Annotated in this window: 22 protein-coding genes; 12 read left to right on the top strand and 10 right to left on the bottom strand. The window is 71.4% G+C overall.

Annotated features, from left to right (window positions below):
• Window positions 1-161 precede the first annotated feature (161 nt).
• Genes ACFYM0_RS33440 through ACFYM0_RS33460 form a run of 5 tightly spaced genes read right to left on the bottom strand, consistent with a single transcriptional unit; the run spans window position 162 to window position 5,474 of the window.
• The gene (locus tag ACFYM0_RS33440; protein ID WP_388508125.1) at window positions 162-932 is read right to left on the bottom strand and encodes a nucleoside phosphorylase; all 771 of its coding nucleotides are present in this window, start codon (window positions 930-932) and stop codon (window positions 162-164) included.
• Window positions 929-1,798 carry an ABC transporter permease gene (locus ACFYM0_RS33445; RefSeq protein WP_388508128.1) on the bottom strand — a complete coding sequence of 290 codons (870 nt, stop codon included), beginning with the start codon at window positions 1,796-1,798 and terminating at the stop codon, window positions 929-931. The genes ACFYM0_RS33440 and ACFYM0_RS33445 overlap by 4 nt, the downstream gene beginning before the upstream one ends.
• On the bottom strand, window positions 1,798-2,943 hold the full coding sequence (locus ACFYM0_RS33450) for an ABC transporter permease (protein WP_388508131.1): 1,146 nt from the start codon (window positions 2,941-2,943) through the stop codon (window positions 1,798-1,800). Before ACFYM0_RS33450 ends, ACFYM0_RS33445 begins: the two co-directional genes overlap by 1 nt.
• A gap of 1 nt (window position 2,944) precedes the next feature.
• Window positions 2,945-4,444 carry an ABC transporter ATP-binding protein gene (locus tag ACFYM0_RS33455; protein WP_388508133.1) on the bottom strand — a complete coding sequence of 500 codons (1,500 nt, stop codon included), beginning with the start codon at window positions 4,442-4,444 and terminating at the stop codon, window positions 2,945-2,947.
• Window positions 4,425-5,474, bottom strand: coding sequence for a BMP family ABC transporter substrate-binding protein (locus ACFYM0_RS33460; RefSeq protein ID WP_388508136.1), 1,050 nt, complete (start codon window positions 5,472-5,474; stop codon window positions 4,425-4,427). The genes ACFYM0_RS33455 and ACFYM0_RS33460 overlap by 20 nt, the downstream gene beginning before the upstream one ends.
• A gap of 403 nt (window positions 5,475-5,877) precedes the next feature.
• Here ACFYM0_RS33460 and mtnA point away from each other — a divergent pair, with 403 nt between their 5' ends.
• A complete protein-coding gene (mtnA, locus tag ACFYM0_RS33465) occupies window positions 5,878-6,909 on the top strand; it encodes an S-methyl-5-thioribose-1-phosphate isomerase (RefSeq protein ID WP_388508137.1) in 1,032 nt (343 codons plus the stop codon).
• Between the two features lie 66 nt (window positions 6,910-6,975).
• On the opposite strand, the gene mtnB is transcribed toward mtnA, so the two are convergent.
• Genes mtnB through ACFYM0_RS33480 form a run of 3 tightly spaced genes read right to left on the bottom strand, consistent with a single transcriptional unit; the run spans window position 6,976 to window position 8,872 of the window.
• Window positions 6,976-7,575: a methylthioribulose 1-phosphate dehydratase gene (gene mtnB / locus ACFYM0_RS33470; protein ID WP_388508140.1), complete on the bottom strand. Its 600-nt coding sequence runs from the start codon at window positions 7,573-7,575 to the stop codon at window positions 6,976-6,978.
• Window positions 7,572-8,291, bottom strand: coding sequence for an acireductone synthase (gene mtnC / locus ACFYM0_RS33475; protein WP_388508141.1), 720 nt, complete (start codon window positions 8,289-8,291; stop codon window positions 7,572-7,574). Before mtnC ends, mtnB begins: the two co-directional genes overlap by 4 nt.
• Window positions 8,288-8,872, bottom strand: coding sequence for an acireductone dioxygenase (locus ACFYM0_RS33480; RefSeq protein WP_388508143.1), 585 nt, complete (start codon window positions 8,870-8,872; stop codon window positions 8,288-8,290). Before ACFYM0_RS33480 ends, mtnC begins: the two co-directional genes overlap by 4 nt.
• 230 nt (window positions 8,873-9,102) lie before the next feature.
• Between ACFYM0_RS33480 and ACFYM0_RS33485 the strand changes: the two genes are divergently transcribed.
• Together ACFYM0_RS33485 and ACFYM0_RS33490 are read left to right on the top strand one after the other, a co-directional pair.
• Complete coding sequence (locus tag ACFYM0_RS33485; protein WP_388508145.1) at window positions 9,103-9,201, top strand: putative leader peptide; 99 nt, start codon at window positions 9,103-9,105, stop codon at window positions 9,199-9,201.
• 347 nt (window positions 9,202-9,548) lie between these two features.
• The gene (locus ACFYM0_RS33490) at window positions 9,549-11,891 is read left to right on the top strand and encodes an arylsulfatase (protein ID WP_388508148.1); all 2,343 of its coding nucleotides are present in this window, start codon (window positions 9,549-9,551) and stop codon (window positions 11,889-11,891) included.
• A gap of 55 nt (window positions 11,892-11,946) precedes the next feature.
• On the opposite strand, the gene ACFYM0_RS33495 is transcribed toward ACFYM0_RS33490, so the two are convergent.
• Complete coding sequence (locus tag ACFYM0_RS33495) at window positions 11,947-13,140, bottom strand: nitrate/nitrite transporter (protein WP_388508151.1); 1,194 nt, start codon at window positions 13,138-13,140, stop codon at window positions 11,947-11,949.
• A gap of 131 nt (window positions 13,141-13,271) precedes the next feature.
• On the opposite strand from ACFYM0_RS33495, the gene ACFYM0_RS33500 reads away from it, so the two are divergent.
• Together ACFYM0_RS33500 and ACFYM0_RS33505 are read left to right on the top strand one after the other, a co-directional pair.
• The gene (locus tag ACFYM0_RS33500; protein ID WP_388508154.1) at window positions 13,272-13,940 is read left to right on the top strand and encodes a TetR/AcrR family transcriptional regulator; all 669 of its coding nucleotides are present in this window, start codon (window positions 13,272-13,274) and stop codon (window positions 13,938-13,940) included.
• Window positions 13,941-13,985: 45 nt separating this feature from the next.
• Entirely contained in the window at window positions 13,986-14,438 is a 453-nt protein-coding gene (locus tag ACFYM0_RS33505; RefSeq protein WP_388508157.1) for a PaaI family thioesterase, read from the top strand.
• A gap of 61 nt (window positions 14,439-14,499) precedes the next feature.
• Here the strand turns inward: ACFYM0_RS33505 and ACFYM0_RS33510 are convergent, their stop codons facing one another.
• Complete coding sequence (locus tag ACFYM0_RS33510) at window positions 14,500-15,276, bottom strand: MerR family transcriptional regulator (RefSeq protein ID WP_388508159.1); 777 nt, start codon at window positions 15,274-15,276, stop codon at window positions 14,500-14,502.
• Between the two features lie 279 nt (window positions 15,277-15,555).
• Here ACFYM0_RS33510 and ACFYM0_RS33515 point away from each other — a divergent pair, with 279 nt between their 5' ends.
• The 7 genes from ACFYM0_RS33515 (at window position 15,556) to ACFYM0_RS33545 (ending at window position 23,044) form a co-directional block, all read left to right on the top strand.
• Window positions 15,556-16,785, top strand: coding sequence for a serine hydrolase domain-containing protein (locus ACFYM0_RS33515; RefSeq protein ID WP_388508162.1), 1,230 nt, complete (start codon window positions 15,556-15,558; stop codon window positions 16,783-16,785).
• Window positions 16,786-17,064: 279 nt separating this feature from the next.
• Complete coding sequence (locus ACFYM0_RS33520; RefSeq protein ID WP_388508164.1) at window positions 17,065-18,024, top strand: S8 family serine peptidase; 960 nt, start codon at window positions 17,065-17,067, stop codon at window positions 18,022-18,024.
• Window positions 18,005-18,637 carry a GAF domain-containing protein gene (locus ACFYM0_RS33525; RefSeq protein WP_388508167.1) on the top strand — a complete coding sequence of 211 codons (633 nt, stop codon included), beginning with the start codon at window positions 18,005-18,007 and terminating at the stop codon, window positions 18,635-18,637. Before ACFYM0_RS33520 ends, ACFYM0_RS33525 begins: the two co-directional genes overlap by 20 nt.
• A 4-nt stretch (window positions 18,638-18,641) precedes the next feature.
• Window positions 18,642-19,742 (top strand): radical SAM/SPASM domain-containing protein, encoded by a 1,101-nt coding sequence (locus ACFYM0_RS33530; protein WP_388508170.1) that lies wholly within the window; start codon window positions 18,642-18,644, stop codon window positions 19,740-19,742.
• Entirely contained in the window at window positions 19,717-20,751 is a 1,035-nt protein-coding gene (locus ACFYM0_RS33535) for a hypothetical protein (RefSeq protein WP_388508172.1), read from the top strand. The genes ACFYM0_RS33530 and ACFYM0_RS33535 overlap by 26 nt, the downstream gene beginning before the upstream one ends.
• A 2-nt stretch (window positions 20,752-20,753) precedes the next feature.
• Window positions 20,754-21,452 (top strand): iron-containing redox enzyme family protein, encoded by a 699-nt coding sequence (locus ACFYM0_RS33540; RefSeq protein WP_388508174.1) that lies wholly within the window; start codon window positions 20,754-20,756, stop codon window positions 21,450-21,452.
• Complete coding sequence (locus ACFYM0_RS33545; RefSeq protein WP_388508177.1) at window positions 21,449-23,044, top strand: MFS transporter; 1,596 nt, start codon at window positions 21,449-21,451, stop codon at window positions 23,042-23,044. Before ACFYM0_RS33540 ends, ACFYM0_RS33545 begins: the two co-directional genes overlap by 4 nt.
• Window positions 23,045-23,089 lie beyond the last annotated feature (45 nt).

A 23,089-nucleotide genomic window follows, 5' to 3' on the forward strand; every position in this document is an offset into this window, starting at 1 on the left:
GACCTCACCGGCATCTACGACCTCAAGCTCCTCAACAAGGTCCTCAAGACCGCCGGCCAGCCCGAAGTCTCCGACGCCGGCCTCGGCGCCAAGTAGCACACGCTCTGCCGATGCGACGGCGGTCCTCCCGGACCGCCGTCGCATCGGCGTCGGCCCCCGCCTCACTTGGCCGCCGAACCCGCGCTCACCTCGTCCTCGGCGAGCAGCCGCAGCGCCTCCAGGGCCACGGCGCTGCCCCTCGCGACCCCGTCCGCGACCACCTCACGGTGCGGGTCGTATCCGCCGGTCGCCTCCTCGTCGACGAGGTCGTCGGCGTTCGCCCCGTCCACCACCAGCACTCCGCCCGCGGTCAGTCCGCGGAGCGAAGCCGTCACCAGCAGCGCGGAGAGCTCCATCTCGATCGCGGCGATACCGGCCTTCTCGTACGCCGGGAGGGGAACGAGCCCCGGCTGGAAGGCCGCGCGCGTCCAGATGATGCCCCGGTGGTGGGGCGCTCCCGCCTCGCGGGCCGCCCGCTGCAGCGCCAGTACCGCCTCGGGCGCGGACACCGCGGGATACTCCGGCGGCAGCAGCAGCCCGGTCACCCCGTCATCGCGTACCGCCGCCTCGGCGATCACCAGGTCCCCGTCGGCGATCCCGGGACGGATCGCCCCCGCCGTGCCGAATCTGATCAGGGTGCGCACGCCCGCGTCGGCCAGCTCCTGGAAGAGCAGGATCGCGCCGGGTCCGCCGACCCCGTGGGAGGCCACCGTCACCGGGAGCCCTCGCCAACCACCGCTGAACACACGGTACTCGCGATGGTGGGAGACCTCCTTCGGGTCCTCGAGCAGTCCCGCGACGGCTTGGGCCCGCGCGGGGTCGCCGACGACCAGCGCGGAGGCCGGCAGGCCGGTGCGGGGGATGCGGGTGAGGGGCAGCAGGTCCTGGGTCATGCGACAGCTCCGGTTCTCGTACGGGTGGCACGGCGGCGGGCCGCCGTCGTCAGGAAGAGGGCCGCGAGCGTGACGGCGTACGGCGCCGCGTCCGTGGCCTGCTGCGGGAGGCCGAGGCCTTGCAGGCGGAAGCCGACCGCTTCGGCGACGGCGAACAGCAGGGCCGACAGCAGTACGCCGACGGGTGCGGCGCGGCCGAGCATGACCGCCACGACCGCGATCCAGCCGCGGCCCGCGGTCATGTTCTCGGAGAACAAGGTGACGTTGCCGAGGGCCAGTTGGGCACCGGCCAGACCGCACAGCGTCCCGGCGGCCAGGACCGCGCCGTAGCGGTACTTCGCGGGACTCACCCCCAGGGCCGCCGCGGCCTCGGGCGCTTCGCCGACCCCGCGCAGCCTCAGCCCCCACACGTGGCGGGACAGCGCGAAGGCGGTGAGCGCGACAGCGGCCCAGGAGAGGTAGGCGAGCGGTGACTGCCCGCCGATCAGGGGGAGTCCGGACAGGGCGGGGTCATCGAAGGTGCCCCGCACCCCGAAAACCGTACGCAGCAGAAAGCCGGTGAGTCCGAGGGCGAGGAGGTTCATGGCCACGCCCAGCACCACGGCGTCACCGCGCAGGGTCACCGCGCCCACGGCCAGGATCAGGGAGTACGCGGCGGCGGCGAGCGCTGCGGCGAGCACTCCGAGCCACGGACTGCCGGTGAACCAGCTCGTGGTGACCGCGCTGAAGCAGCCGATCAGCATCATGCCCTCAAGGCCGATGTTGAAGACGCCGGCCCGCTCGCAGATCGCCCCGCCGAGCGCGGCGAGCAGGATCGGGGTGAGCGCGCGCAGCACCGAGAGGAAGAGGTCGGTTTCGAGGGACATCAGGCGGCCTTCACGTTCTCGTTCTCGTTCTCGTTCGCGTTCACGTCGTTGCTCTCGTCATACGTCTCGGTCTCGCCCTTGCGTCGCCCGGCGCGCCGGGTCATCCCCGACCTGGAGGCGAGCAGGACGATGACCAGGGCCTGGAGCACCTGCGTCAGCTCGCGCGGCACCTCGGTGGCCCGCTCCATGCTCAGGCCTCCGACCTGCAGGACCGTGAAGAAGAGGGCCGCGAGCGCGGTGCCGACCGGTGCCGCGGCGGCGAGCAGGGCCGCCGTGAGTCCGGTCCACGTGTAGCCGGGGGCGGTGAGCGCGCCGTCGATGAACCGGTGCGGGAAGCTCAACACCCCGATCGCCCCCACCAGACCGGAGACGGCCCCGGAAGCGCCCATCAGCCGCCGTGTCAGCCGCCCCCGGTCGACTCCCGCGTACGCCGCGAAGCGCGGACCCAGGCCGGTCATCCGGACTTCGTACCCGGCGCTGGTGCGCGAGTCCACGAAGAAGTGGACGCCGGCCGCGGCGACGACGAGGAGCAGGCCGACGGTCACCGTGGTCGACCCGAGCGCGGGCAGTTCCACACCTTCGGGCAGCCGCCGTGTCTGCGGCAGGCCGGAGCCGGGCTCCTTCAGCGGATACCGCGCCATGTAGGAGGCGAAGGAGACGGCCGGATAGGACAGGAGCAGGCTGCTCACCAGGAGCGGAACCCCGAGGCGGATCTCGCACACGGCGGCGAGCACGGCGTACGCCGCTCCGGCCGCCATCCCGGCGAGGAGGGACACCGCGACGGTGAGCGGCGCGGGCAGGGGCGTGTAGAGGGCCGTGACGGTGGCCGCGAGGCCGCCGAGCACCAACTGCCCGTCGCCGCCCAGGTTGATCAGTCCGGCACGGAGCGGGACGGCCAGCGCGAGGGCCATGCCCAGGACGCTGGTGCCGGTGGTCAGCGTGGCTCCGATCCCGTCGGGGCCGAGGGAGCCGCTCAGCACGGCCCCGTACGCGGTGAACGGGTCGGCCCCCGTGCCGGCGAGGAGGAGCACCCCGGCCAAGAGGGTGGCGGCCACGGAGAACAGGACGGGTGAGCGCAGAGCGGACGCGAGGACGGAGCGGATGGAGCGGACGGAGCCGGTGGAACCGGTGGGCAAAGTTCTCATGTCAGGCCTCCGCTCCGGCCAGGGCCAGGCCCAGCGTGTGTTCGTCCGCGTCGTCCCGGGTGTAGGAAGCCGAGATCCGGCCCTCGTACATCACCAGGATCCGGTCCGACAGACCCCGGATCTCGCTGAGTTCGGCCGACACCAGGAGTACGGCGTGACCCGCGTCCCGGTAGGCGACGAGCTGTTCGTGGATCTGCTGGATCGCACCGATGTCCACGCCGCGTGTGGGTTGTTCCACCAGCAACAGCGGTGCTTCGTGAGCCAGTTCACGGCCGACGAGGAGTTTTTGGAGGTTGCCGCCGGACAGGGCGCCCGCCGGGGTACCGGGTGAGGGCGCCTTGATGCCGAAGCGTTCGACCAGGGACCGGGCATGGGCGCGCAGGGCCGCGGGACGCAGCAGTCCGTGCCTGGTGGCGAGCGATTTCCGGTGGTGCCCCATCGCCAGGTTCTCCGCGACGGAGGCGGCGGGTGCGGTGCCCACCGCCGCACGGTCCTCCGGCACGTAGGCCAGGCCCGCAGTCCGGCGTCCGGCCGGTGACGCGTGGGTGATGTCGCGCCCCGCCAGCTCGACCCGGCCGGCGGTCACGGGGCGCAGCCCGGCCAGCGCTTCGATCAGCTCGCTCTGCCCGTTGCCCGCGACGCCGGCGATGCCGACGATCTCCCCGGCCCGGACCGTGAGGTCCACTCCGCGCACGCCCGAAACGGACAGCACCACCTCTCCGGGGCTCCCCGGCGGGTGGATCCGGTCCAGCTCCACCCGGCGGCCGGTCATCGCCTCGGCGATCTCCGCCGCCGTGGTGTCGGCGGTACGCAGCCGGGCCGTGACCCGTCCGTCGCGCAGCACCGTGACGTTGTCACTCACCGAAAGCACCTCGTTCAGCTTGTGGGTGACGAGGACCACTGAATGCCCTTGCTTGGCAAGGGACTTGAGGACGGCAAACAACCGGCCGGCCTCGTCGGGCGTGAGCACGGCCGTCGGCTCGTCGAGGATCAGGACGCGGGCCCCGCGGTGCAGCAGCTTGAGGATCTCCACCCGCTGCCGCACACCGACGGGAAGGGTGCCGACCCGGGCGTCGGGGTCGACCGGCAGCCCGTGATCCTCGGCGAGTTCACGGACCCGGCGGCGTGCGGCCGCACGGTCGAGGAGGCCGAACCGGCGCGGCTCGGCCCGGAAGACGACGTTCTCGGCGACGGTCAGCGAGTCGAAGAGCCGGAAGCTCTGGTGGACCATGCCGAGCCCGGCGGCGATCGCGTCGGCCGGGTCGGAGAAGTTCACCTCGCGGCCGTGGACGCGGATCGTGCCGGCGTCCGGTCGCAGCATTCCGTACAGGATCGACATCAGGGTGGACTTTCCGGCGCCGTTCTCCCCCATGAGGGCATGGATCTCGCCGCGCCGGACCCGGAGGCCGACGGCGTCGTTCGCGAGCGTTCCGGTGAACCGCTTGGTGATTCCCGCGAGTTCGACGACCGGCTCGGCTGATCTACTTGGCTGCGGGGTCATCGACCTTCAGCTCTCCGGAGACGATCTGGTCACGCAGCCGCTTCACCTGGTCGAGGACCGGGGCGTGCCGGGCTATGACGCACTGGGACTCGGCGACGCCCTGCTCCAGGCCGGTCAGGCTGATGCCGCCCTCCTTGAGTCCGTACGAGACGGTCTGGCCGCCCTTGCCGCCGAGCACCTGCTCGATGCCCTTCTCCACGGCGACGTCGGTCTTCTTGATCACGTTGTCCACGACGGTGCCGGGAGCCGTGACGCACTGGTTGACGTCCACGCCGTAGGCGAAGACGCCCTTGGCCTTGGCCGCCTCGAAGACTCCGTAGTTGCCCGCGGCGGCGGCCGCCATCAACTGGTCGGTGCCGGCCGCGATCAGCGAACCGGCCTGTTCCTTGGCGCGGGCCGAGTCGTTGAAGGGCGACTGGCCGCCGACGAAGCGGGTGGTCGCCTCACTCGCGGGCGCTGTCGCCTCGGCCCCGGCGGCGAACGGATCGCTGTAGCGCCGGAACTGGGGCGTGTCGAGCACGTCCACCGCCCCGACCTTGCCGCTCTTGGTGAGCAGGCCGGCCTCGGCTCCGGCCAGGAAGACCCCTTCGTGCTCCCGGAACACGGCGCAACTGACGTTGGGATAGGTCTGCTTGGTGCAGGCATCGACCACGAGAAACTGCTGGTCCGGATGGGCCTCGGCCTGCTGGGCGACCAAGTCGGCGAACTCGAAGCCGACCAGGACGATCACCTTCGGCTTGGCGTCCACGGCGGCCTGGACGTTCTGCTGCCGGGAGGCCACGTCGGTGGACTCGTAGACCTTGGAGCTGCCCGAGCGCGCCGTGGCCGCCGCCTTCACGCCGTCGACGGAGAGCTTGAGGAACTCGTTCTGTCCCACGGCGTCCGGGGTGACGAGTGTGAACTGCGGGCCGGCGCTCTTGCCGCCCTCCTCCTTCTTCGCCGCGGCGGCGTTGCAGCCGGTGGCGAGCAGGACCCCGCCCGCCACGGTGGCGGCGAGTCGAAGGGCATGGGTACGGGATCTCCGGGACATGGAGGTGACCTTCCAGGACGGTACGGGGTGGACCGGTGCACGGACAGACGGGCACGGGGTGCACCAGGCAGGCGACCGCTCGTATGTGAACGGCGCGCGAGATCTATGAAATCAATGTGAAATCAGACGAGTTCGGAAAAGGGCTCGTCAGGTGGCGGGCGGAGGAGCGCTCAGCCGCGACAGGCGTCGCTGGCGCACCGGCCGTAGTCGAGGTAGCGCCGCAGCGTCAACAGCATGTGCGCTCTCCCCTCGGACTACCGTGCAACAGATCGTTGAGGCCAGGAGAGTAGCACCGGGGTGCGTGTGACCGGTCCTCCGTCTCGAACTCTGGTTCCCGCAGCTCCTGTACGGTGACGCGCACCCCTCCCCCCCTTCCTCCCCCGAGCTTTTGGAGAGCACTGTCATGACCAGGGAACTGCGCGCCGTCGAGTGGGCCGGAGACGGTCTCGCTCTGATCGACCAGACCGCTCTGCCGCACCGCAAGGAGGTGCTGCGCGTCACCGACGTGGACGCTCTGGTGGACGCGATCCGCCGCCTCGTGGTGCGCGGGGCCCCGGCGATCGGCGCGGCCGGGGCGTACGGGGTGGCCATCGCGCTGTTGCAGGGCGAGCGCGATGGCTGGGACCGTACGCGGATACGGGAGGAGGTCGCCCGGATCCGGGCGGCCCGGCCGACCGCGGTCAACCTGGCCGTGTCCGTGGACCGGGTGCTGGTGAAGCTGGACGAGGGCGTGCCGGCCGTCCTGGCCGAAGCCGCCGCCGTACAGCGCGAGGACGTGGAGGCCAATCACGCTTTGGGCGCGCACGGCGCGGACTGGCTGCTGAAGCGGCTCGACAAGGACCGTCCCCTGCGCGTCCTGACGCACTGCAACACCGGGGCGCTCGCCACGGCCGGCTGGGGCACCGCGCTCGGTGTGATCCGTGAACTGCACGCCCGTGGGCTGCTCGAGACGGTGTACGCCGACGAGACCCGGCCGCTCTTGCAGGGAGCCCGGCTGACCGCCTGGGAGCTGGCCGAGGAGGGCATAGCGCACTACGTCCAGGCCGACGGTGCGGCCGCGGGGACCATCCTGCGGGGAGAGGTGGACTTCGCGGTGGTGGGCGCGGACCGGATCGCCGCGAACGGCGACACCGCGAACAAGGTCGGCACGGTCGGGATCGCCCTGGCGTGCGCGCACGCGGGCATCCCGTTCGTCGTCGCGGCGCCCACCACGACGGTGGACCTGGCGACCGTGAGCGGCGAGGACATCACCATAGAACTCCGAGGTGAGGAGGAGGTGTTGGAATGGGGAGGCGTCCGCACCGCACCGGCAGGCTCCCGCGGACACAACCCTGCCTTCGACGTGACCCCGGGCACCCTGGTGACGGCGCTGGTCACCGAGCGCGGGGTCCTGGAGGTGTCGGCGGGCGAGCTCCCCTCGGACCACCTGGGCTGAGGGGCACGACCTCGAGGGCGCTCCCCTGACCGGGAGCGCCCTCGCCGCGGCGGACCACGCGACGCATCAGCCCGTCGCCAGCTCCAGTTCCAGGAGCCATTCCACTATCTCGGTGTGATGGCGGGCCTGGCGGGGCGAGTCGCCCCACGCGTACAGCCCGTGCCCCGCCACGACCACCGCCGGCATCCGCGGGTCGCGGGCGGCCTCCAGCCTGTCTCCGAGCACCCGCATGTCCTGGCTGTTGGCGATCACGGGCAGGGTGATCTCCTCCCCCTCCGCCGGATGGCCGACGCCCTTGAGCATCTCCAGGTCCTTCAGCACGATGCCGCCCGGCTGCTTGCGCCCCATGAGGACGGAGGCCACCGTGTGCACGTGTACGACCGCGTTCGCACCCGTCAGGCGGGCCACGCGCGCGTGCAGCTCCGCTTCGGCGGACGGTTTGCCGCCGCTCACCGCGGCTCCCTGTTCGTCCACCAACACCACGTCTTCGTGGGCGAGTTCCCCCTTGTCGTGACCGCTCGCCGTGACGGCAAGCCGGAACGGGTCGCGGGAGAGGAGCACCGAGAGGTTGCCGGAGGTGCCGCGCATCCAGCCGAAGGAGGCGAAGCGTGCCGCCTCCGCGGCCAGTACCGCCCCCGCCTGGTCCAGGTCGGTCACCGTGGTCACGCTCCGCTCCCCACTACGTCGATCTCTTCGAAGGTCCGGGCCTCCGCATGGCCCCGCAGGCCCTGCTCGTAGTACGGCTCCCCGGGCCGGCGCACGCCCACGGCCCGCCATCCCGCCACCCGGGCGGCGTCCAGTTCGCCCGGCCGGTCGGAGAGGAACAGCAGCCGGTCCGGGACGATCCCGGTGTCCGCCGCGATCGTGCGGTAGGACCCGGCCTCTTGCTTGGGGCCCGCGTTCTGCGTGTCGTACCAGTCGCTCACCAGCCCCCGCAGGTCCCCCTCGGGACTGTGCCCGAACCACGCCCGCTGCGCCGCGACCGATCCGGACGAGTACACGTACAGGCGTGTGCCCGCCGCGTGCCAGCGTCTCAGCGCGGGCACCACGTCCGCGTAGAAGTGCGAGACGAGCTCACCGCGCGCGAACCCCTCGGCCCACAGCACGCCTTGCAGGGTCTTCAGCGGTGTCAGCTTCCGGTCCTGGTCGAGCCAGGCGTTCAGCGCCTGCTCGATCCGTGCCGGTCCCGCATCCGGCTCGCCCAGCTCGGTCCGTACCGCGGAGAGGGCGCGGGCCACCTCCGGCTCCCCGGACCGCTCGGCGATCAGCGCGCCGAACCGCGCGCGGGCGTACGGATAGAGGACGTCGACGACGAAGCCGGTGGCGCTCGTGGTGCCCTCGATGTCCAGGACGACGGCGTCCACTGCCCGGGCCTGGCTCACGCCGCGTCCTGCGCCGTGATCGTGTCGAAGTCGGGGAAGCGCCGGGCGATCCCGCTGCCGGTGAAGGTGCCGATCCAGCCGTCCTCCTCGTGGAAGAAGCGGATCGCGGTGAAGGCCGGCCGGGTGCCCATGTCGAACCAGTGCGTGGTGCCCTTCGGCACGCCGAGGAGGTCTCCGCGCTCGCAGAGCACCGCGTGGACCTCACCGCCCGCGTGCAGGTAGAAGATGCCGGAACCCGCGACGAAGAAGCGCACCTCGTCGTCGTCATCGTGCGTGTGTTCCTCGAGGAACTTCTCCCGAGCGGCCTTCGCCTTCTCGGCGAATCCGGGGTCGTCGTCGGGGTGCAGGGCGACCACGTCGACGGTGGCGAATCCCTCCTCGGCGGTCAGCCGGTCTATCTCGGCCCGGTAGGCGGCGAGGACGGCTTCGCTGTCGGCGTCCGCCGGAACGTCGTCGCGTACCGGCCACTGCTCGTAGCGGACCCCGAGCGGTGCCAGTGCGGCGGCGATCTCGGCGGGCGCCGAGGTTCGGCGGACGACGGTCTCGGGGCCGCTCTGCGGCCAGGTCGTCAGTAGCGTCACGGAATGCTCCAGGGGTGGAAGGGCGGGGTGCGGGGGTGCGGCCCCCTGGCCCCGGGCCGATTCTCGCCTCCGGTTGTTGCCACAGCGTGGCGGCAGCATGGCACGTGCTTCGGGGGGCCGGACAGCCCGCGAAAGCGCGGCCGGTGCGGCGCGTCCCGGCCGACATCCACGACGATCCGCCACGAACGTCGGCGTTTGACCGAGCATCGGGTCTCTGACAATCTGCGCGCATGACCCCGACCGCACGGCTCGTTTCCCGCAGGCATGTCGACCTTTGTCGGCAGGCCGGCGCGATCTGTGCCGTTCCTTCGCCGGGCTGTCCTCGCTGATTTCGGCGTCAGCCTGACCCCGGACGCGGTCCCGGACGAAGCCTCGGACGCGGTGCCGAGCACGGCCCCGACCGACGGGTCCTCCCGGTGTGGCGCGGCCGCCACGCCCTCGCCCCGCGCTTCGCGCTCCTGACCGGACCCGCGAAGCCGCTCCCCCTGCCCCACCCGCTCCTGGAGCCGTGCGCAGGATCCGGCCGGGCCCGGACGCCGTGACGCACCGCGGGCGGGAGGCCGGGACCAACCCCGCCGACGGGGTCCGCACCCGTCCCGCACTCCCCCACACCCACACACCCGCGCCCTGCTCGTTTCCGTTCCCCCGCGCCCTCCGCAGCGAAGGAGCTCCACCGGTGACCACCCCGAACACCCCCGCCACCCCGAACCGTCGTGATCCCTACGGAGGCTTCGCCGGACGGGTCGGCCGTACCTTCGCCGAGTCATCGCCGTCCTGGCAGCCGCCTCGCCGGCCCGCGGGCGGCCGCGCCCCGAACGTCGTCGTGGTCCTCGTCGACGACATGGGCTACAGCGACATCGGCCCCTTCGGCTCGGAGGTGCCCACCCCCGTACTCGACGAACTGGCCGAGGGCGGCGTCCGCCTGGCCAACTACCACACCATGCCGCTCTGTTCTCCCGCCCGCGCCGCTCTGCTCACGGGTCTGAACCCGCACCGCGTCGGGTACTCGACGGTCGCCAACTTCGACCCCGGTTTCCCCGGTTACGGCATGGAGGTCGGGGAGGACGTCCCCACCCTGGCCGAGCTCCTGCACGACGCGGGCTACGCCACGTACGCCGTCGGCAAGTGGCACCTGACCCGCGACTCGGTCTCCAACGCCGCCGACGACCGGCGCAACTGGCCCCTGCAGAAGGGCTTCGACCAGTACTACGGCGTGCTGGAGGGACTGACCAGCCTCTTTCACCCGCACCAACTGGTCCGCGACAACAGCCCGCTGGACATCGACGAGCTGCCCGACGGCTATTACTACACCGACGACATCACCGACCAGGCCATCTCGATGGTGAAGTCGCTCCGCGCACACGACCCCGACAAGCCGTTCTTCCTCTATGTGGCACACAACGCCGTCCACGGCCCCCTCCAGGCCAAGCCCGCGGACATCGCACGTCAGCGCGGGCGCTACGACGGCGGCTGGGACGCCCTTCGCCGGACCCGCTTCGCCCGCCAGATCGCCGACGGGCTCTTCCCCGAGGGGACCGCCCTGCCGGACCGCAACTCCGAGGCGGGCTTCGACGTAGGTCCCTGGGACGAGCTGACGCCTACTCAACAACGCCGCTACGCACGCTACATGGAGGTGTACGCGGCGATGATCGACAACATCGACCAGAACCTCGGCCGGCTCACCGAGACCCTGCGCGCGCTCGGCGAACTCGACAACACCATCATCGTCTTCACCTCCGACAACGGCGGAACGGGAGAAGGCGGAGCCGAGGGCACGCGCAGCTACTTCAGCCGCTTCGTCCACCAGCCCGTCCCCGACGACTGGAACGGGGACGTGGACCGGGACACCGACCTCATCGGCGGCCCGCAGAGCCTCGTGCACTACCCGCGCGGATGGGGCATGGCCTCCAACACCCCCTTCCGGCTCTACAAGGGCCAGACCTACGCGGGCGGCGTGCGGGTGCCGTTCGTCATCTCCTGGCCCCAGGGCCTGCGCCGGACCGACGGCGATTCCGGGGTCCGGCAGCAGTACCAGTACGTCACCGACATCACCCCCACCCTCCTGGAACTCGCCGGCGTACGGCGCCCGGAGCTGTGGCGCTCGCGGCCCGCCCAGGAACCGGACGGCGTCAGCTTCGCCCCCGTGCTGCACGACGGGCGGGCCCCCAGCGCCCATACCGAGCAGTACTGCGAGATGTCGGGCAACCGCAGCTACTACCGCGACGGCTGGAAGCTGGTCACCCTGCACCGCCCCGGGGCACCGTACGACGACGGCGAGTGGGCGCTGTACGACCTGCGCGGCGACCCGACCGAAACCCTGGACGTCGCCCGGGACCACCCGGAGGTGGTGAAGGAGCTGGCGGCGGCCTGGGAGTCGGCGGCCTGGCGCAACGGCGTCTTCCCCCTCACCGACGGCAGCGGCGCACTCGCCCGGCGCAACCCCGCCGAGGAGCGCTTCCACCGGCCCCTGACCCTCCTGGCCGGCACGCCCGAGCTGGAGCGCTACCGCTCCTCCCGGCTCATCTCCTTCCGCTCCTTCGACGTCACCGTCGAACTCGACGAACACGCCGCCCCGGACCAGGGCGTGCTGGTCTCGCACGGCGACCAGGGCGGCGGCTACAGCCTGTACGTGGAGGACGGGCGGCTGTGGTTCGCCTACAACGAGTACGGAGAACTCCACGAAACCGACGCCGGCCCGCTGCCGGCGGGCCGCCGGACGATCACGCTCTCGGCCGAGGCGGTGGAGGGCCTGCGCTGGGAGTTCCGCATCCTGCTCGACGGCGTGGAGACCGGCCGGCAGGCCGGCGTGCACCAACTCATCGGCATGGCCCCGCTCCAGGGCATCAGTGTGGGCGTGGACCGCAAGTCCCCGGTCTCCTGGCCGGTCTACGAACGCCACCGCAGCTTCCGCTACACCGGCGGCCTGCGCTCGGTGACCTACACCCCCGGCACGCAGGCGCCCTACGACCCGGCGCTCGTGGCACGGGCGCTGCGGGAGGCGGCAGCGGCCTTCGAGTGACGAAGGCCCCCCGCGGGTCCGGGAAGCCCCGCCGAGGCGGCCCGGACCCCGGTGCTCAGGACGCGGACCGCACGGTCCGCATCCGCCCGTAGGCGTACACGCACCCCGCGAGCGCGAGGTCCGACAGCAGCATGAAGCCGATCGAGTACGAGTCCTTCGCGCTGTAGATCGCGCCCATCACGAGCGGGGGCACGAAGCCGCCGAGGCCGCCCATCGCTCCGACGATGCCCGTCACGCTGCCCACCTGCGGCTGCGGCGTCACCTGCGAGACCAGCGCGAAGACACTGCCGCTGGCCGTCCCGAGTCCGGCCGCCATCAGGAGCAGGGCGCACGTGCCGACGGGGTTCATCGCCGGGTCGAAGGCCTGCACGATCGCGAGGAGGGCCACCACGCCCAGAGCCCCGGCCGTGACCTGTGCCGGGTGGATCCGGTCCGACAGCCAGCCGCCGATCGGCCGGAACACCACCGTGACCAGGGCGAAGCCCGCCGCCTTGGTGCCGGCGTCGGTCGCCGACAGCCCGTACCAGGTCTTCAGGTACGTCGGCAGGTACACCCCGAACGCGACGATCCCCCCGAAGCCGATCGCGTAGAGCGCGGCCAGCTCCCACGTCACCCGCAGGCGCCCGGCGTCGCGCAGCCGCGAGGCGAGCGGGGCCGTCGGCACGGGTCGGCCGGGCCGGTCCCGGAGCAGCAGGGCAGCCAGGACGGCGTACGCGGCGAGCGCCAGGGCCACCACGAGGAAGGGCAGGTCTGGGTCGTGCTCGGCGATGCGCGGTGTGACGTACCCGGACAGCGCGACACCGCCCATGCCCATCCCGAAGACCCCCAGGGCGAAGCCCCGCCGGTCGGGCGGGAACCAGGAGTTGACCAGGGGGATGCCGATCGCGAACGTCGTGCCGCCCAGACCCAGCAGGAAGCCGGCCGCGAGCGTCAGGCCGTAGCTCTCGCGGGCCGGGATCAGCAGCAGTACGGGCACGATGGTGAGCGCGGACACCACCGGGAACATCAGCCTCGCGCCGTAGCGGTCGGTCAGCGCGCCCACCGGGATCCGCCCCAGTGATCCGACCAGCACCGGCACCGCGACGAGCAGCGACTGCTGGAACGAGGAGAGGTGGAGCCGGTCCTTGTAGTCGCCGGCCAGCGGCGCGATCAGGTCCCACGCCCAGAAGGTGAGCGTGAACCCGAGCGTCGCCAGGATCAGATTGCGGTACCCGGCGGACGAGGGCCGCGATGTCGGCGTGGAGTCCATCCCGTCAGTCAAGACTCCCTGGACGGTCCGGTCGCGCAGGACTGCGCCAAAAGGATCACGGACGCCGGCCCGGGTGGTCGCGCCTCGTCACCTCACCGTGAAGGACCCTCCGGACACCTCTTGCATGTTCTATGCCATACCCCATAGGTTACCGACAGGTAGCCCGCTCGGCGGGCCGCGTCGTCGTCGCGAAGGTGGTGGAGCGGGTGAGTCCGCGCAGGAGTGACAGCCGCGATCGGATGGTCCTCAGCACGGTTGCCCTTCTGCCCGAGTACGGTGCGAGCGGGACCAGCGTCGACCGGGTCCTCGCCCACAGCGGAGCCCCTCGGGGCTCGGTGTATCACCACTTCCCCGGCGGGCGGACGCAGCTCATCGACGAGGCCGTGGCGCTGGCCGGGGACTACATCTCGGGTCTGATCGACACCATGATGCGGACCGGCGATCCGGTGGACGCCATCGACGCGTTCTTCGTGCTGTGGCGCGACCGGCTCGTGGAGAGCGGCTTCCGGGCCGGCTGCCCGATCGTGGCGGTGGCCGTGGAGGCCAACGACGGGGCCCCTCAGCTCACCCGCTCCGCCGCCGCGGTCTTCGCCCGCTGGCAGGAGGCCTTCGCGGCCCTGTTCGAGCGGCACGGCCTGACCGAGGAGCGCAGCCGGAGGCTGGGGTCCTTCGTCATCGCCGCGGTCGAAGGTGCGGTGATCATGTGCCGGGCCGAACGGAGTGCCGCTCCGATCGAGGCGGCCGCCGCCGAGATCCACGACCTGCTCGTGTACGCCCTGCGCGAGCGCCGCGAGGCCTGACCCCGCTCGGGCCCGGCACGAGCACCTCACCCAAGGAGAACGAACGTGACCACCACCGACCTCACCGCCCTGTCCGGCCTGTCCGGCCTGGAACTGATGCGCTGGGTCCAGACCGAACGCCCGTCCGACATCCCCTCCATCGGCCGACTGCTCGGCATGCGCTTCGACGAGGTCGAGCACGGCCGCATCGTCGTCTCCCTCGACACCCGCCCCGACTTCGCCAACCCGCTCGGCACCGTCCACGGAGGCATCGCCGCCACTCTCCTCGACTCCGCCATGGGCTGCGCCGTCCACACCACCCTCCCCGCCGGCACCGGCTACACGACCCTCGAACTCAAGGTCAACTACATCCGGGCCGCCCGTACCGACGGTCAGGTGCTCACCGCCGAGGGCAAGGTCATCCACGCCGGACGCCGCACCGCCACCGCCGAGGGCAAGGTGATCGACGAACAGGGCAAACTGATCGCCCACGCCACCACCACGTGCATGATCTTTTGATGATGACGTTCGGTCCCGGGAAGGCACCGGACCGGGCCGGAGACCCTCCGGCGGGTGGCCGTCACTGACGCGGGATGCCGATGCCGGCCGCGCGCAGGTGCCCCTCGACCAGCGTGTTCAGCCGGGCGATGGACGACTCCCCGTCTTCCCGGTGGTGGTTGACCACTCCGTACCGGGCCGAGGTATCGGAAGGGCGCCGAGGCCCGGTCGGAATCTCCAGCAGCGAGCGGTCTGCCAGCAGTTTGGCGGCCAGCGCGGACGCCAGTTCCTCGATCCGCGGGTCGCCCGGATCCCAGGACATCACCTCCAGGCTGCGCTGTGTCAACGCGACGAACTCTGGGTCCTCAAGCCCGTGTTCAAGCCTGGCGAGGAAGGCCTCGAAGACCTCCGGGACCAATGCCCGGGCCAGGACCAGGGCCTCCCGTTGAGCGGCCACGTAATCGGGACCGAAGCCGAGAGCTGCGAGTCGGTCCAGGACCGCGCAGGCCCGGTCGGGCAGCAGGGCACGGTCGCCGTGGGCGAGCCGGTGCAGCGTGTCGCGTCGTGCGAGCAGGTCCTCGACCTGTTCGGTGAGCCGACGGTGGACATCGTCCAGGGCGGCGGCGAACCGCTCGGGATCGGCGTCGAGCAACTCGCCGATCTCGGCCAGTGGCACGCCGGCCCCGGCCAGGGTCCGGACCTGGACCAGTCGCAGGAGGTCGGCCGACGCGTAACGCCGATAGCCGGAGCCGTCTCGATCCGGCTCGGCGACCAGGCCGAGCCGGTGATAGTGCCGCACCGTCTTGATCGTGACGCCGACGAACGCCGCCGCCTGACCGATCGTCAGTCCTTCTGTCATCGGCTCGACGCACCTTCGGATCGTGGGCGCCCGCGGTGCACGATCCGCATCGGCGACCGGAACCGGGACGGAGACGGGGACGGGGACGGGGACGGGGACGAGTTGCGGATGATCACACGGGCGAGGGTAACGCGCGCCTGTTCCCGCTCCTCGCCCTGCCTGTGATCCGCGCCGGGGTCGACCCGTGGCCGCGATGGGAGTTGACCTTGACCTTGGGTCAGGGTGAAAGCTCATCGCATGACCGGCCCGAAGGGGGTCCGGTGGACAAGGAGACCCGTCATGGACAAGCACGACAACGACTTCTCGGAGGCCGGGCTTCGCCGACTGCACGAGGTGTTGGCACGGCACGTCGAGTCCAAGAAGATTCCCGGGCTGGTCGCCCTGGTCAGCCGCGGGGGCCGGACGCACGTCGAGACGATCGGGACGATGCGTCATGACGGTGGCGAGCCGATGCGCCGGGACACGATCTTCCGGATGGCGTCCGTGTCCAAGCCGGTCACCACGGCGGCGGTGATGGTCCTGCTCGACGAGTGCAGGCTGCGGCTGGACGAGCCGGTGGACCCGTGGCTGCCCGAACTCGCCGACCGCCGCGTGCTGAAGCGGCCCGACGGCCCGCTCGACGACACCGTGCCGGCCCGGCGCCCGATCACCGTACGGGACCTGTTGACCTCCACCTTCGGGCTCGGGCTGGACTTCGATCTGCCGGTCTCCCCGATCGGGGCGGCCACCTTCGAGCGCCTCGACTACAGCGTGGCCTCCGGTCCGGCGCCCGATCCGGACGAGTGGATGCGCCGCCTCGGCGAACTGCCCCTGTCGTACCAGCCCGGTGAACGGTGGCAGTACGACCTCGCCAACGAAGTGCTCGGCGTGCTCGTCTCCAGGGTCACGGGCCGGACGCTGGAGACGTTCCTGCGCGAACGCATCCTCGATCCGCTGGGGATGAGGGACACCGCCTTCCACGTACCCGCCGAAAAGATCGACCGGCTGCCGCCCCTCTACGGACCCGACCCGCAGACCGGCGAGTTCCTCGTATGGGACGAGGCGGAAGGCGGAAGGAGCAGCCGCCCTCCGGCGTTCCAGGGCGGTGGCGGCGGCCTGGTCTCCACCGCCGACGACTACCACGCCTACTTCCGGATGCTCCTGAACCACGGCATGCACGGCAGCGAACGGATCCTGTCCCGGCCCGCCGTCGAACTCATGACGACCAACCGCCTCGCGCCCGGGCAACAAGCCGCCCGGGACTCGATGTACAGGAACATCGCGCACCTCACGGTCGGCCAAGGCCAGCAGGGCGGCTGGGGCTTCGGAATGGCGGTGCGCACCCGTCGTGGCGACTACGCGCCCCTCGGCCAGTTCGGCTGGGACGGCGGTACCGGCACCACCGCCTACGCCGACCCGGACAACCGGCTCACGGGAATCCTGCTGACCCAGGTCGGCATGTCCACCCCGGACTCCGCCCGCCTGATCCACGACTTCTGGACCACGCTCTACCAGGCCGTCGACAGCTGACATCGAACGGCTGCGCAAGCCGACCGACAACACAGAAAACTGTCAGTTTCCGCGCCCCGAGGGGCAGGACGGGCCGGAAGGCACCCCAGACAACTGGGATGTCCGAGGGCCTGGGGCCTCGTACAGAATCGGTCCGCGGGCGCCGCTCAGCTGTTCGACAGCGGGACGGTCCGGCACGTTCGACGGTTCGGTATCGCGCCGTACGGGAGAGCCACGAGTGACCGGAAGGCTCCATTGACCACTACAGCGTTTCGTCGGGCAACGATCCGGTTCGCCCATATGAATGCCGGGGAACTCGTCGACCGGTCATCGGTCGCGGCCTCCACGGCGGTGGACCGGGAATGGGCCTGGGGCGGGTCGCGCGGTGCGGGAATCCGGGTCTGCGTCATCGACAGCGGAGTCACACCGGACCATCCCGAGATCGGGCCCCTGGAGGGGGCGTACGCGGTGGAACGCATCGAGCAGGATGCCGCGGGCGACGGCCTGCCGGGCTACCGGATCGTCCCGGACGAGGAGGGCGACGCCGCCGGTCACGGCACCGCGTGCGCTGCGATCATCCGGCGGATCGCACCGGACGTGAGCCTCACCAGCGTACGCATCCTGGGACCGCGACTCGCGGGCGACGGCAACATGCTGCTGGCTGCCCTGCGTTGGGCGGTGGCAGAGCGCTTCCATGTCGTCAACCTCAGCCTCTCCTCGCGCAAGGGCGACTTCAAGGCCTCACTGCACGACATCGCGGACGAGGCGTACTTCAACCGGGTGGCGATCGTGGCCTCGGCGCACAACAGCCCGGTCCGCAGCTATCCCTGGATCTTCCCCTCGGTGATTTCCGTCGGGTCGCACGAGGTTGCCGACGCGGAGCGCATCGAGGTCAGTCCGCAGCCTCCGGTCGAATTCTTCGCGGCCGGTGTCGGAATCGAGGTCCCCTGGACGGGCGGCGGCCGCTCGTTCCTCTCCGGGAACAGCTTCGCGACCCCGCACGTCACCGGCTTCGTGGCCCGCATCCTCGGAAAGCATCCGCATCTTCCGGTGAGCGAGGTCAAGCACGTTCTCGCCTCGCTCTCGGACAACTTCACCGACGCGTCCGACCCACCCCGCACCCCCACCCCTGTCACCGCTTCCGCCACACCTTCCTCATCCGCCGTACCTTCCTCATCCGCCGTACCCGTCTCATCCGCCGCATCCGCCGTATCCACCCCATCCGCCGAAGGAGCCGGCCATGACGAATCCCGCGCATGACGCCCCTCTCAGCGGCCCTCCGCTGTCCCGGCGCGACGAGGTGTTGCGCTCGACGGTCCGGCTGGCCCGGCTCGTCTTCGGCGCTCCCGCCTCGTCGGTCTTCCTGCACGACGCGGCGGGCGAGGCACTCGTTCTGGAGGCGATCTCCGACCCCCGGGAGGACAGTCTGGTGGGCTGGACCATCCCCGACTACAGCGGCATCGCCGGGTGGGTCTTCCAGAGCGGGGAGGCGGTGATCGCCGACAACCTCGACAACCACCCACAGTTCAACCGGGACTTCGCGGCCTCCACCGGCCGGGTACCGAAGGCCATCATCGCCGCGCCGCTGGACACCGACGGGTCCGTCTTCGGCGTTCTGGAGGTGCTCGACCCGGTGCTGGGCGCGCGCAGCGCGACCTCCGTCCTGGAGTTGGTCTCGGAGCTGGCGCGCCAGTGCGCGGCGGCCCTGGCACTGGCGGGCCCGCCGCCCGGCCCCGCCGGACGGCATGCGGCGGCCGCCGAACGGCTGACCACGCTGGTGGCCGACCTGGCCAGGACCGACGACCCGAATGCCGCGCGGACGCTCGCCTCGCTCGAGGAGATCGCCAGCGCCCTGTCATCGAGAAGGGGGTGATCCCGTGCACCTGCTGGAAATCGGCGCCATCCGCAACAAGCCCGCCGCCGGCCTCTACCTGGCCCTGACCCGCCGCTGCCCGCTGTCGTGCGCCCACTGCTCCACCGACTCCTCCAGTACCAGCGAACAGCATCCCGAGACGCCGTTCCGCCGGCTCGTGGAGTCCTTCGACCAGGAGACCCGACCGGACCTGCTGCTGATGTCCGGAGGCGAGGCGCTGCTGCGGGCCGCGCTCGTCGCCGACCTCGCGCGCACCGCCCGGTCCGTGGGCTCCCGTTCGTACGTGCTGTCGGGCATGTGGTTCGCCCGGGAGAGCCGGCGGCTGCCCGCCCCGGTGTCCGCGGCGATCCGCGAGGTGGACCACTTCGCCGCCAGCCTCGACGAGTTCCACGAACGCGAGGTGGGCCGGGCCGACGTCTTCCGGGCGATGCACCGGATCCGCGAACTGGTGCCGCAGGTGAGCTTCCAGCTCACCGGGCGGGGGGACGACGATCCCTACCTCCAGGGCCTGATCGACGATGTGCGGCGCGAGTTCGACGACCAAGTGCCCATCTTGGTCGGCACCTTGAGTCCGATCGGCCGGGGCCGCCAGCTCGGCGGGCTGACTCCCACGCCCTCCTCCGGCGTCCCGGTCGCGCCCGTCGACCCGTGCGACCGGATCACCTGGCCGCTGGTCACCTACGACGGCACCGTCTACGCCTGCTGCAACCAGGACCTGGTGGAGCGGAGCATGCCGGAGCACCTGATCCTCGGCCACGCGTCCCACCAGTCGTGGCCCGAGCTGCGCGAGAAGTTCCTGCGCCGCGAGCTGTACCGGGCGCTGCGCGTGCTCGGACCCAGCTTCGTGGCCGCCCGGTTCTCGGACGGACCGTGCGACAAGGGCATGTGCGGCAACTGCCTCACGCTGTCCGGCGACGCCGAGGCCGAGCGGAAGGTGACGGAGTACCTGCGCAGCGACTCCGGTCGGCAGGTGGAGGCCGCCGCCCGTCGCATGGTCGAGCAGGTGGACGGGACCGCCTTCTCGGACCGGCGCTCTGGCCGCTACGGCGGCCTGGTGTCCCTGGGATGGGAGGCGGACCGTGAACAGCCGTCCTACACGAGCTGACACCGAGGCGCTCCGCAGCCGCCCCACGCTGGCGGACACCGAGGCGATGCGCCACCGTCGCGGTGAGTCGGTCCTGCTGTACATCACCGACCAGTGCCCGGTCGGCTGTGCACACTGCTCGGTGGACGCCCGCGCGGACAGCGACAGGGTCGCCGACTGGGAGGTGTTCCACGACGTCGTCGCCGGCATCGTCGCGCTGCCCGGCCTGCGGTCGGTGGCGGTCTCCGGCGGCGAGCCCTTCGCCGAGCAGCGGGCGCTGCCGTACGCGATCGGGGCGTTCGCCGACGCCGGGCTGGAAACCATCGTCTTCACCAGCGGGTACTGGGCGCGCGAGAACGGTTCCGCGCCCGGCTGGGTACAGAGGCTGCTGCCGCGGATCTCCACGCTCTTCCTGAGCACGGACGGCTTCCACCAGGGCGGTGTGTCGAGCCGGCGGTTCGTCGGCGCGCTGCGCGCGGCCCACCGGGCGGGCTGCCGCATCGTCGTCCAGGAACTGGACACGGGCGACGGCGCGCGGGTGGCCGAGGAGCTGCTGTCGGAGGCCCTCGGCCCGCGGTGGGCCGACGCGGCGGAGACGAACGTGATCACCCCCCTGCGGTACGGGCGGGGCGAGGGGGTCTTCGCCCTCCAGAGCCGGCACGAGGTGGGGACGTTCGCGGCGTGCACCCTGCTCGGCTCGCCCACGGTTCGCTACGACGGGGTGGTGATCCCCTGCTGCAACGAGGGGTTGATCACCGGTCACGGCCCGTCCGCGCTGCGCGCCCGGACCCGGCGGCCCGAGGGCGTGGCACAGGCGCTGACCGGGTTCCGGAACGATCCGCTGCTGAAGGTGGTGGGGCGCCTCGGCCCGGGGGCGGCGGCCGACCTGCCCGGCTTCGAGGCCTTGCGCGAGGAACGCTTCGAGAACGTCTGCGGCGGTTGCTGGAAGGCGTACGACATCGCCGGCCGACCGGGGCCGGCCGCGGACTCCGTGACGGCGCTGGGCGTGGCCCTGAGGGAAGGCGGTTGACGGTGGAGGAGCAGACGAGGTCGCAAGCCCTGCGCCGCAAGATCGGGCTGCTGATGCCCGCGGTGGACGCCGCGTCCCGGCAGATGTGGACCCATCCGCGGGCCGACCAGGTGTACCTGGAGTGGCTCAAGACGCTGCACGGGACGATCCGGGCCACGGTGCCGCTGATGCTGGCGGCCGTCGAGCAGTGCACCGTCCGTCAGGACGACCCGGTGGCCGATCTGGTGGGCCGCTACCTGGCCAAGCACATCCGTGAGGAGTACGGGCACGACCAGTGGGTGGCCGAGGACTACGTGGTGGCCGGGGGCGATCCCGAGACCCTGCGCACGGCACTGCCGGGGGCGGCCATCGCCTCGCTGGTCGGCTCGCAGTACTACTGGCTGCGCCATGCGCATCCGGTGGCACTCGTGGGGCACATCGCGGTGCTGGAGGGCAACCCGCCCGGTCCCGGGCTGGCCGGTGACCTGGCGGCCCGGACCGGGCTGCCGGAGGCGGCGTTCCGCACCATCGCCCGGCACGCCCAGCTGGACGTGCAGCACCGCGACGACGTGCACCGGCTGATCGACCGGCTGCCGCTCGACCCGGCGCAGGAGGAACTGCTCGGTGTGAGCGCGCTGCACTCCATGAGGGGGCTGATCGAGGTGATGGAGGACGTGCTCGGCCGGGTCCACCGGCGCTCCCCGGTGGCCCTGGCCGGATGAGCCGCGCGCGGGTTCCGGGCCCGCTGGCGGGCCGCGACTTCCGGCTGCTGTACACCAGCACGGTGGTCTCCGGTCTGGGCGACTGGCTGGACCAGGTGGCACTGCTGGTGCTGGTCACCACGGTCTGGCACGGCGGCGCGGGCGAGCTGGCGCTGGTGGTGGCCGCGAGCATGCTGCCGCTGCTGGCGACCCCGTTCCTGGCGGTGCTGGTGGACCGTCGGCCGTCGCGCCGGGTACTGATCCTCACGGACCTCGTGCAGGCAGGGCTCACCCTGGGCCTGGTGGTCGCCCCCGGGGTGTACTGGGCGGCCGGGCTGGTGCTGGTCCGTTCGGCTCTGGGCTCGGTCGGCGGGCTCGCGGGCCAGATCCAGCTGCGGGTCTCGGTGCCGCCCGAGGGCGTCCAGGCCGCCACCGTGCTGCTCCAGACGGCGATGCAATCGGTCAAGATCCTCGGGCCGGCGCTCGGTGGCCTGCTGGTCGCCTTCATGTCGCCGCGGGCGGTGTTCGCTGCCAACGCGTGCACGTTTCTCGTCGGGGTGATCGCCGCCCGCGCCCTGCGCACCACGTCGTCACCTTCCCGGAGTACGGATCTGCACTATTTCAAAGAACTGGGGGAAGGATTCCAGCACGTTTTCGGATCACGCCTGCTGCGTTCCCTTCTGTTCGTCATGTGCAGCCTGATGTTCGTCGTCTTCCTTTATGACTCCATGGCCGCCCTGATCGTGCCGGCCCTGGGAATGGGCACGTCCTACATCGGCTACATGGTGTCCGCCGTCGGATTGGGCGGGGTCGCGGGTTCGCTGCTCATGGGCCGTTTCGCAGCACGCCTTCGGCCTTTCCTCACCATGGCGGGGTCGATCCTGGTGATCGGCTGCATCATCGTCGTCATCGGATTCGCCATTTTCCACGAACTACGCATTGACTCCACCATATGGCTGTGTGTTATTTTCCTTCTGGGAATAGCAAGCGCCGGAATCCTCGTCACTTTTCCCAGCGTCGTACATTCCGAGACGCCGGTGGAACTGACCGGCCGGGTATGGGCGCTCATGAATTCCGTGCCGGCCGTACTGAACGTGCTGGCCCCCATGCTGGCGGCGGCCCTGGTCGTGTGGATCGGGCTCGGAAGCCTGCTGCTGCTGGCGGGTGCCGCCCTGCTGCTCACCGCCGCCGTGGTCGCCGTCCGCCTCGGCCGCGTACCGCCCACCGCTCCACCGGCGACCGCTCCGCCGCCCACCGCTCCGACGTCCGGCGCTCAGAAGTCCGGCGCGGACGACGGCGCCGGCCGGGCCGATGGGCCGACGCCCCGCCCGGCCCCCCTGAACTCCGGTGCACCGCACCGGGAAACCAGAGCCCCGCACGTGAAACGCGCGGGTTCGCCAACCGAGGAGATCACCATGGCAGACAAGATCGACAAGCTGGCCGAAGCCGGATTCTCCATGACCGACGCCAACGACGCCCAGCAGGCGGTGCTCAAGTCCCTCACCGAGGACGAGATCGACGTCCTGCTGAGCGTCAAGTCCCGGGTCGAGGCCGCGGGTTCGGACGTCGAGGGCCACTCGGTCTCCGACCCCAGCGGTGGCTACCTCTGGTAGTGCCGACCCTCGTCAGGGGATCGGCCCCGGACCGGTGACGTCTGG

Source organism: Streptomyces sp. NPDC006487, from assembly GCF_042870555.1.
Classification (GTDB): Bacteria; Actinomycetota; Actinomycetes; order Streptomycetales; family Streptomycetaceae; genus Streptomyces.

Bases quoted from the DNA above. Each gene is read 5' to 3' on its own strand.
- ACFYM0_RS33440 (WP_388508125.1), bottom strand. From the start codon at position 932: ATGACCCAGGACCTGCTGCCCCTCACCCGCATCCCCCGCACCGGCCTG.
- ACFYM0_RS33445 (WP_388508128.1), bottom strand. From the start codon at position 1,798: ATGTCCCTCGAAACCGACCTCTTCCTCTCGGTGCTGCGCGCGCTCACC.
- ACFYM0_RS33450 (WP_388508131.1), bottom strand. From the start codon at position 2,943: ATGAGAACTTTGCCCACCGGTTCCACCGGCTCCGTCCGCTCCATCCGC.
- ACFYM0_RS33455 (WP_388508133.1), bottom strand. From the start codon at position 4,444: ATGACCCCGCAGCCAAGTAGATCAGCCGAGCCGGTCGTCGAACTCGCG.
- ACFYM0_RS33460 (WP_388508136.1), bottom strand. From the start codon at position 5,474: ATGTCCCGGAGATCCCGTACCCATGCCCTTCGACTCGCCGCCACCGTG.
- mtnA (WP_388508137.1), top strand. From the start codon at position 5,878: ATGACCAGGGAACTGCGCGCCGTCGAGTGGGCCGGAGACGGTCTCGCT.
- ACFYM0_RS33485 (WP_388508145.1), top strand. From the start codon at position 9,103: ATGACCCCGACCGCACGGCTCGTTTCCCGCAGGCATGTCGACCTTTGT.
- ACFYM0_RS33495 (WP_388508151.1), bottom strand. From the start codon at position 13,140: ATGGACTCCACGCCGACATCGCGGCCCTCGTCCGCCGGGTACCGCAAT.
- ACFYM0_RS33500 (WP_388508154.1), top strand. From the start codon at position 13,272: ATGCCATACCCCATAGGTTACCGACAGGTAGCCCGCTCGGCGGGCCGC.
- ACFYM0_RS33510 (WP_388508159.1), bottom strand. From the start codon at position 15,276: ATGACAGAAGGACTGACGATCGGTCAGGCGGCGGCGTTCGTCGGCGTC.
- ACFYM0_RS33515 (WP_388508162.1), top strand. From the start codon at position 15,556: ATGGACAAGCACGACAACGACTTCTCGGAGGCCGGGCTTCGCCGACTG.
- ACFYM0_RS33520 (WP_388508164.1), top strand. From the start codon at position 17,065: ATGAATGCCGGGGAACTCGTCGACCGGTCATCGGTCGCGGCCTCCACG.
- ACFYM0_RS33525 (WP_388508167.1), top strand. From the start codon at position 18,005: ATGACGAATCCCGCGCATGACGCCCCTCTCAGCGGCCCTCCGCTGTCC.
- ACFYM0_RS33545 (WP_388508177.1), top strand. From the start codon at position 21,449: ATGAGCCGCGCGCGGGTTCCGGGCCCGCTGGCGGGCCGCGACTTCCGG.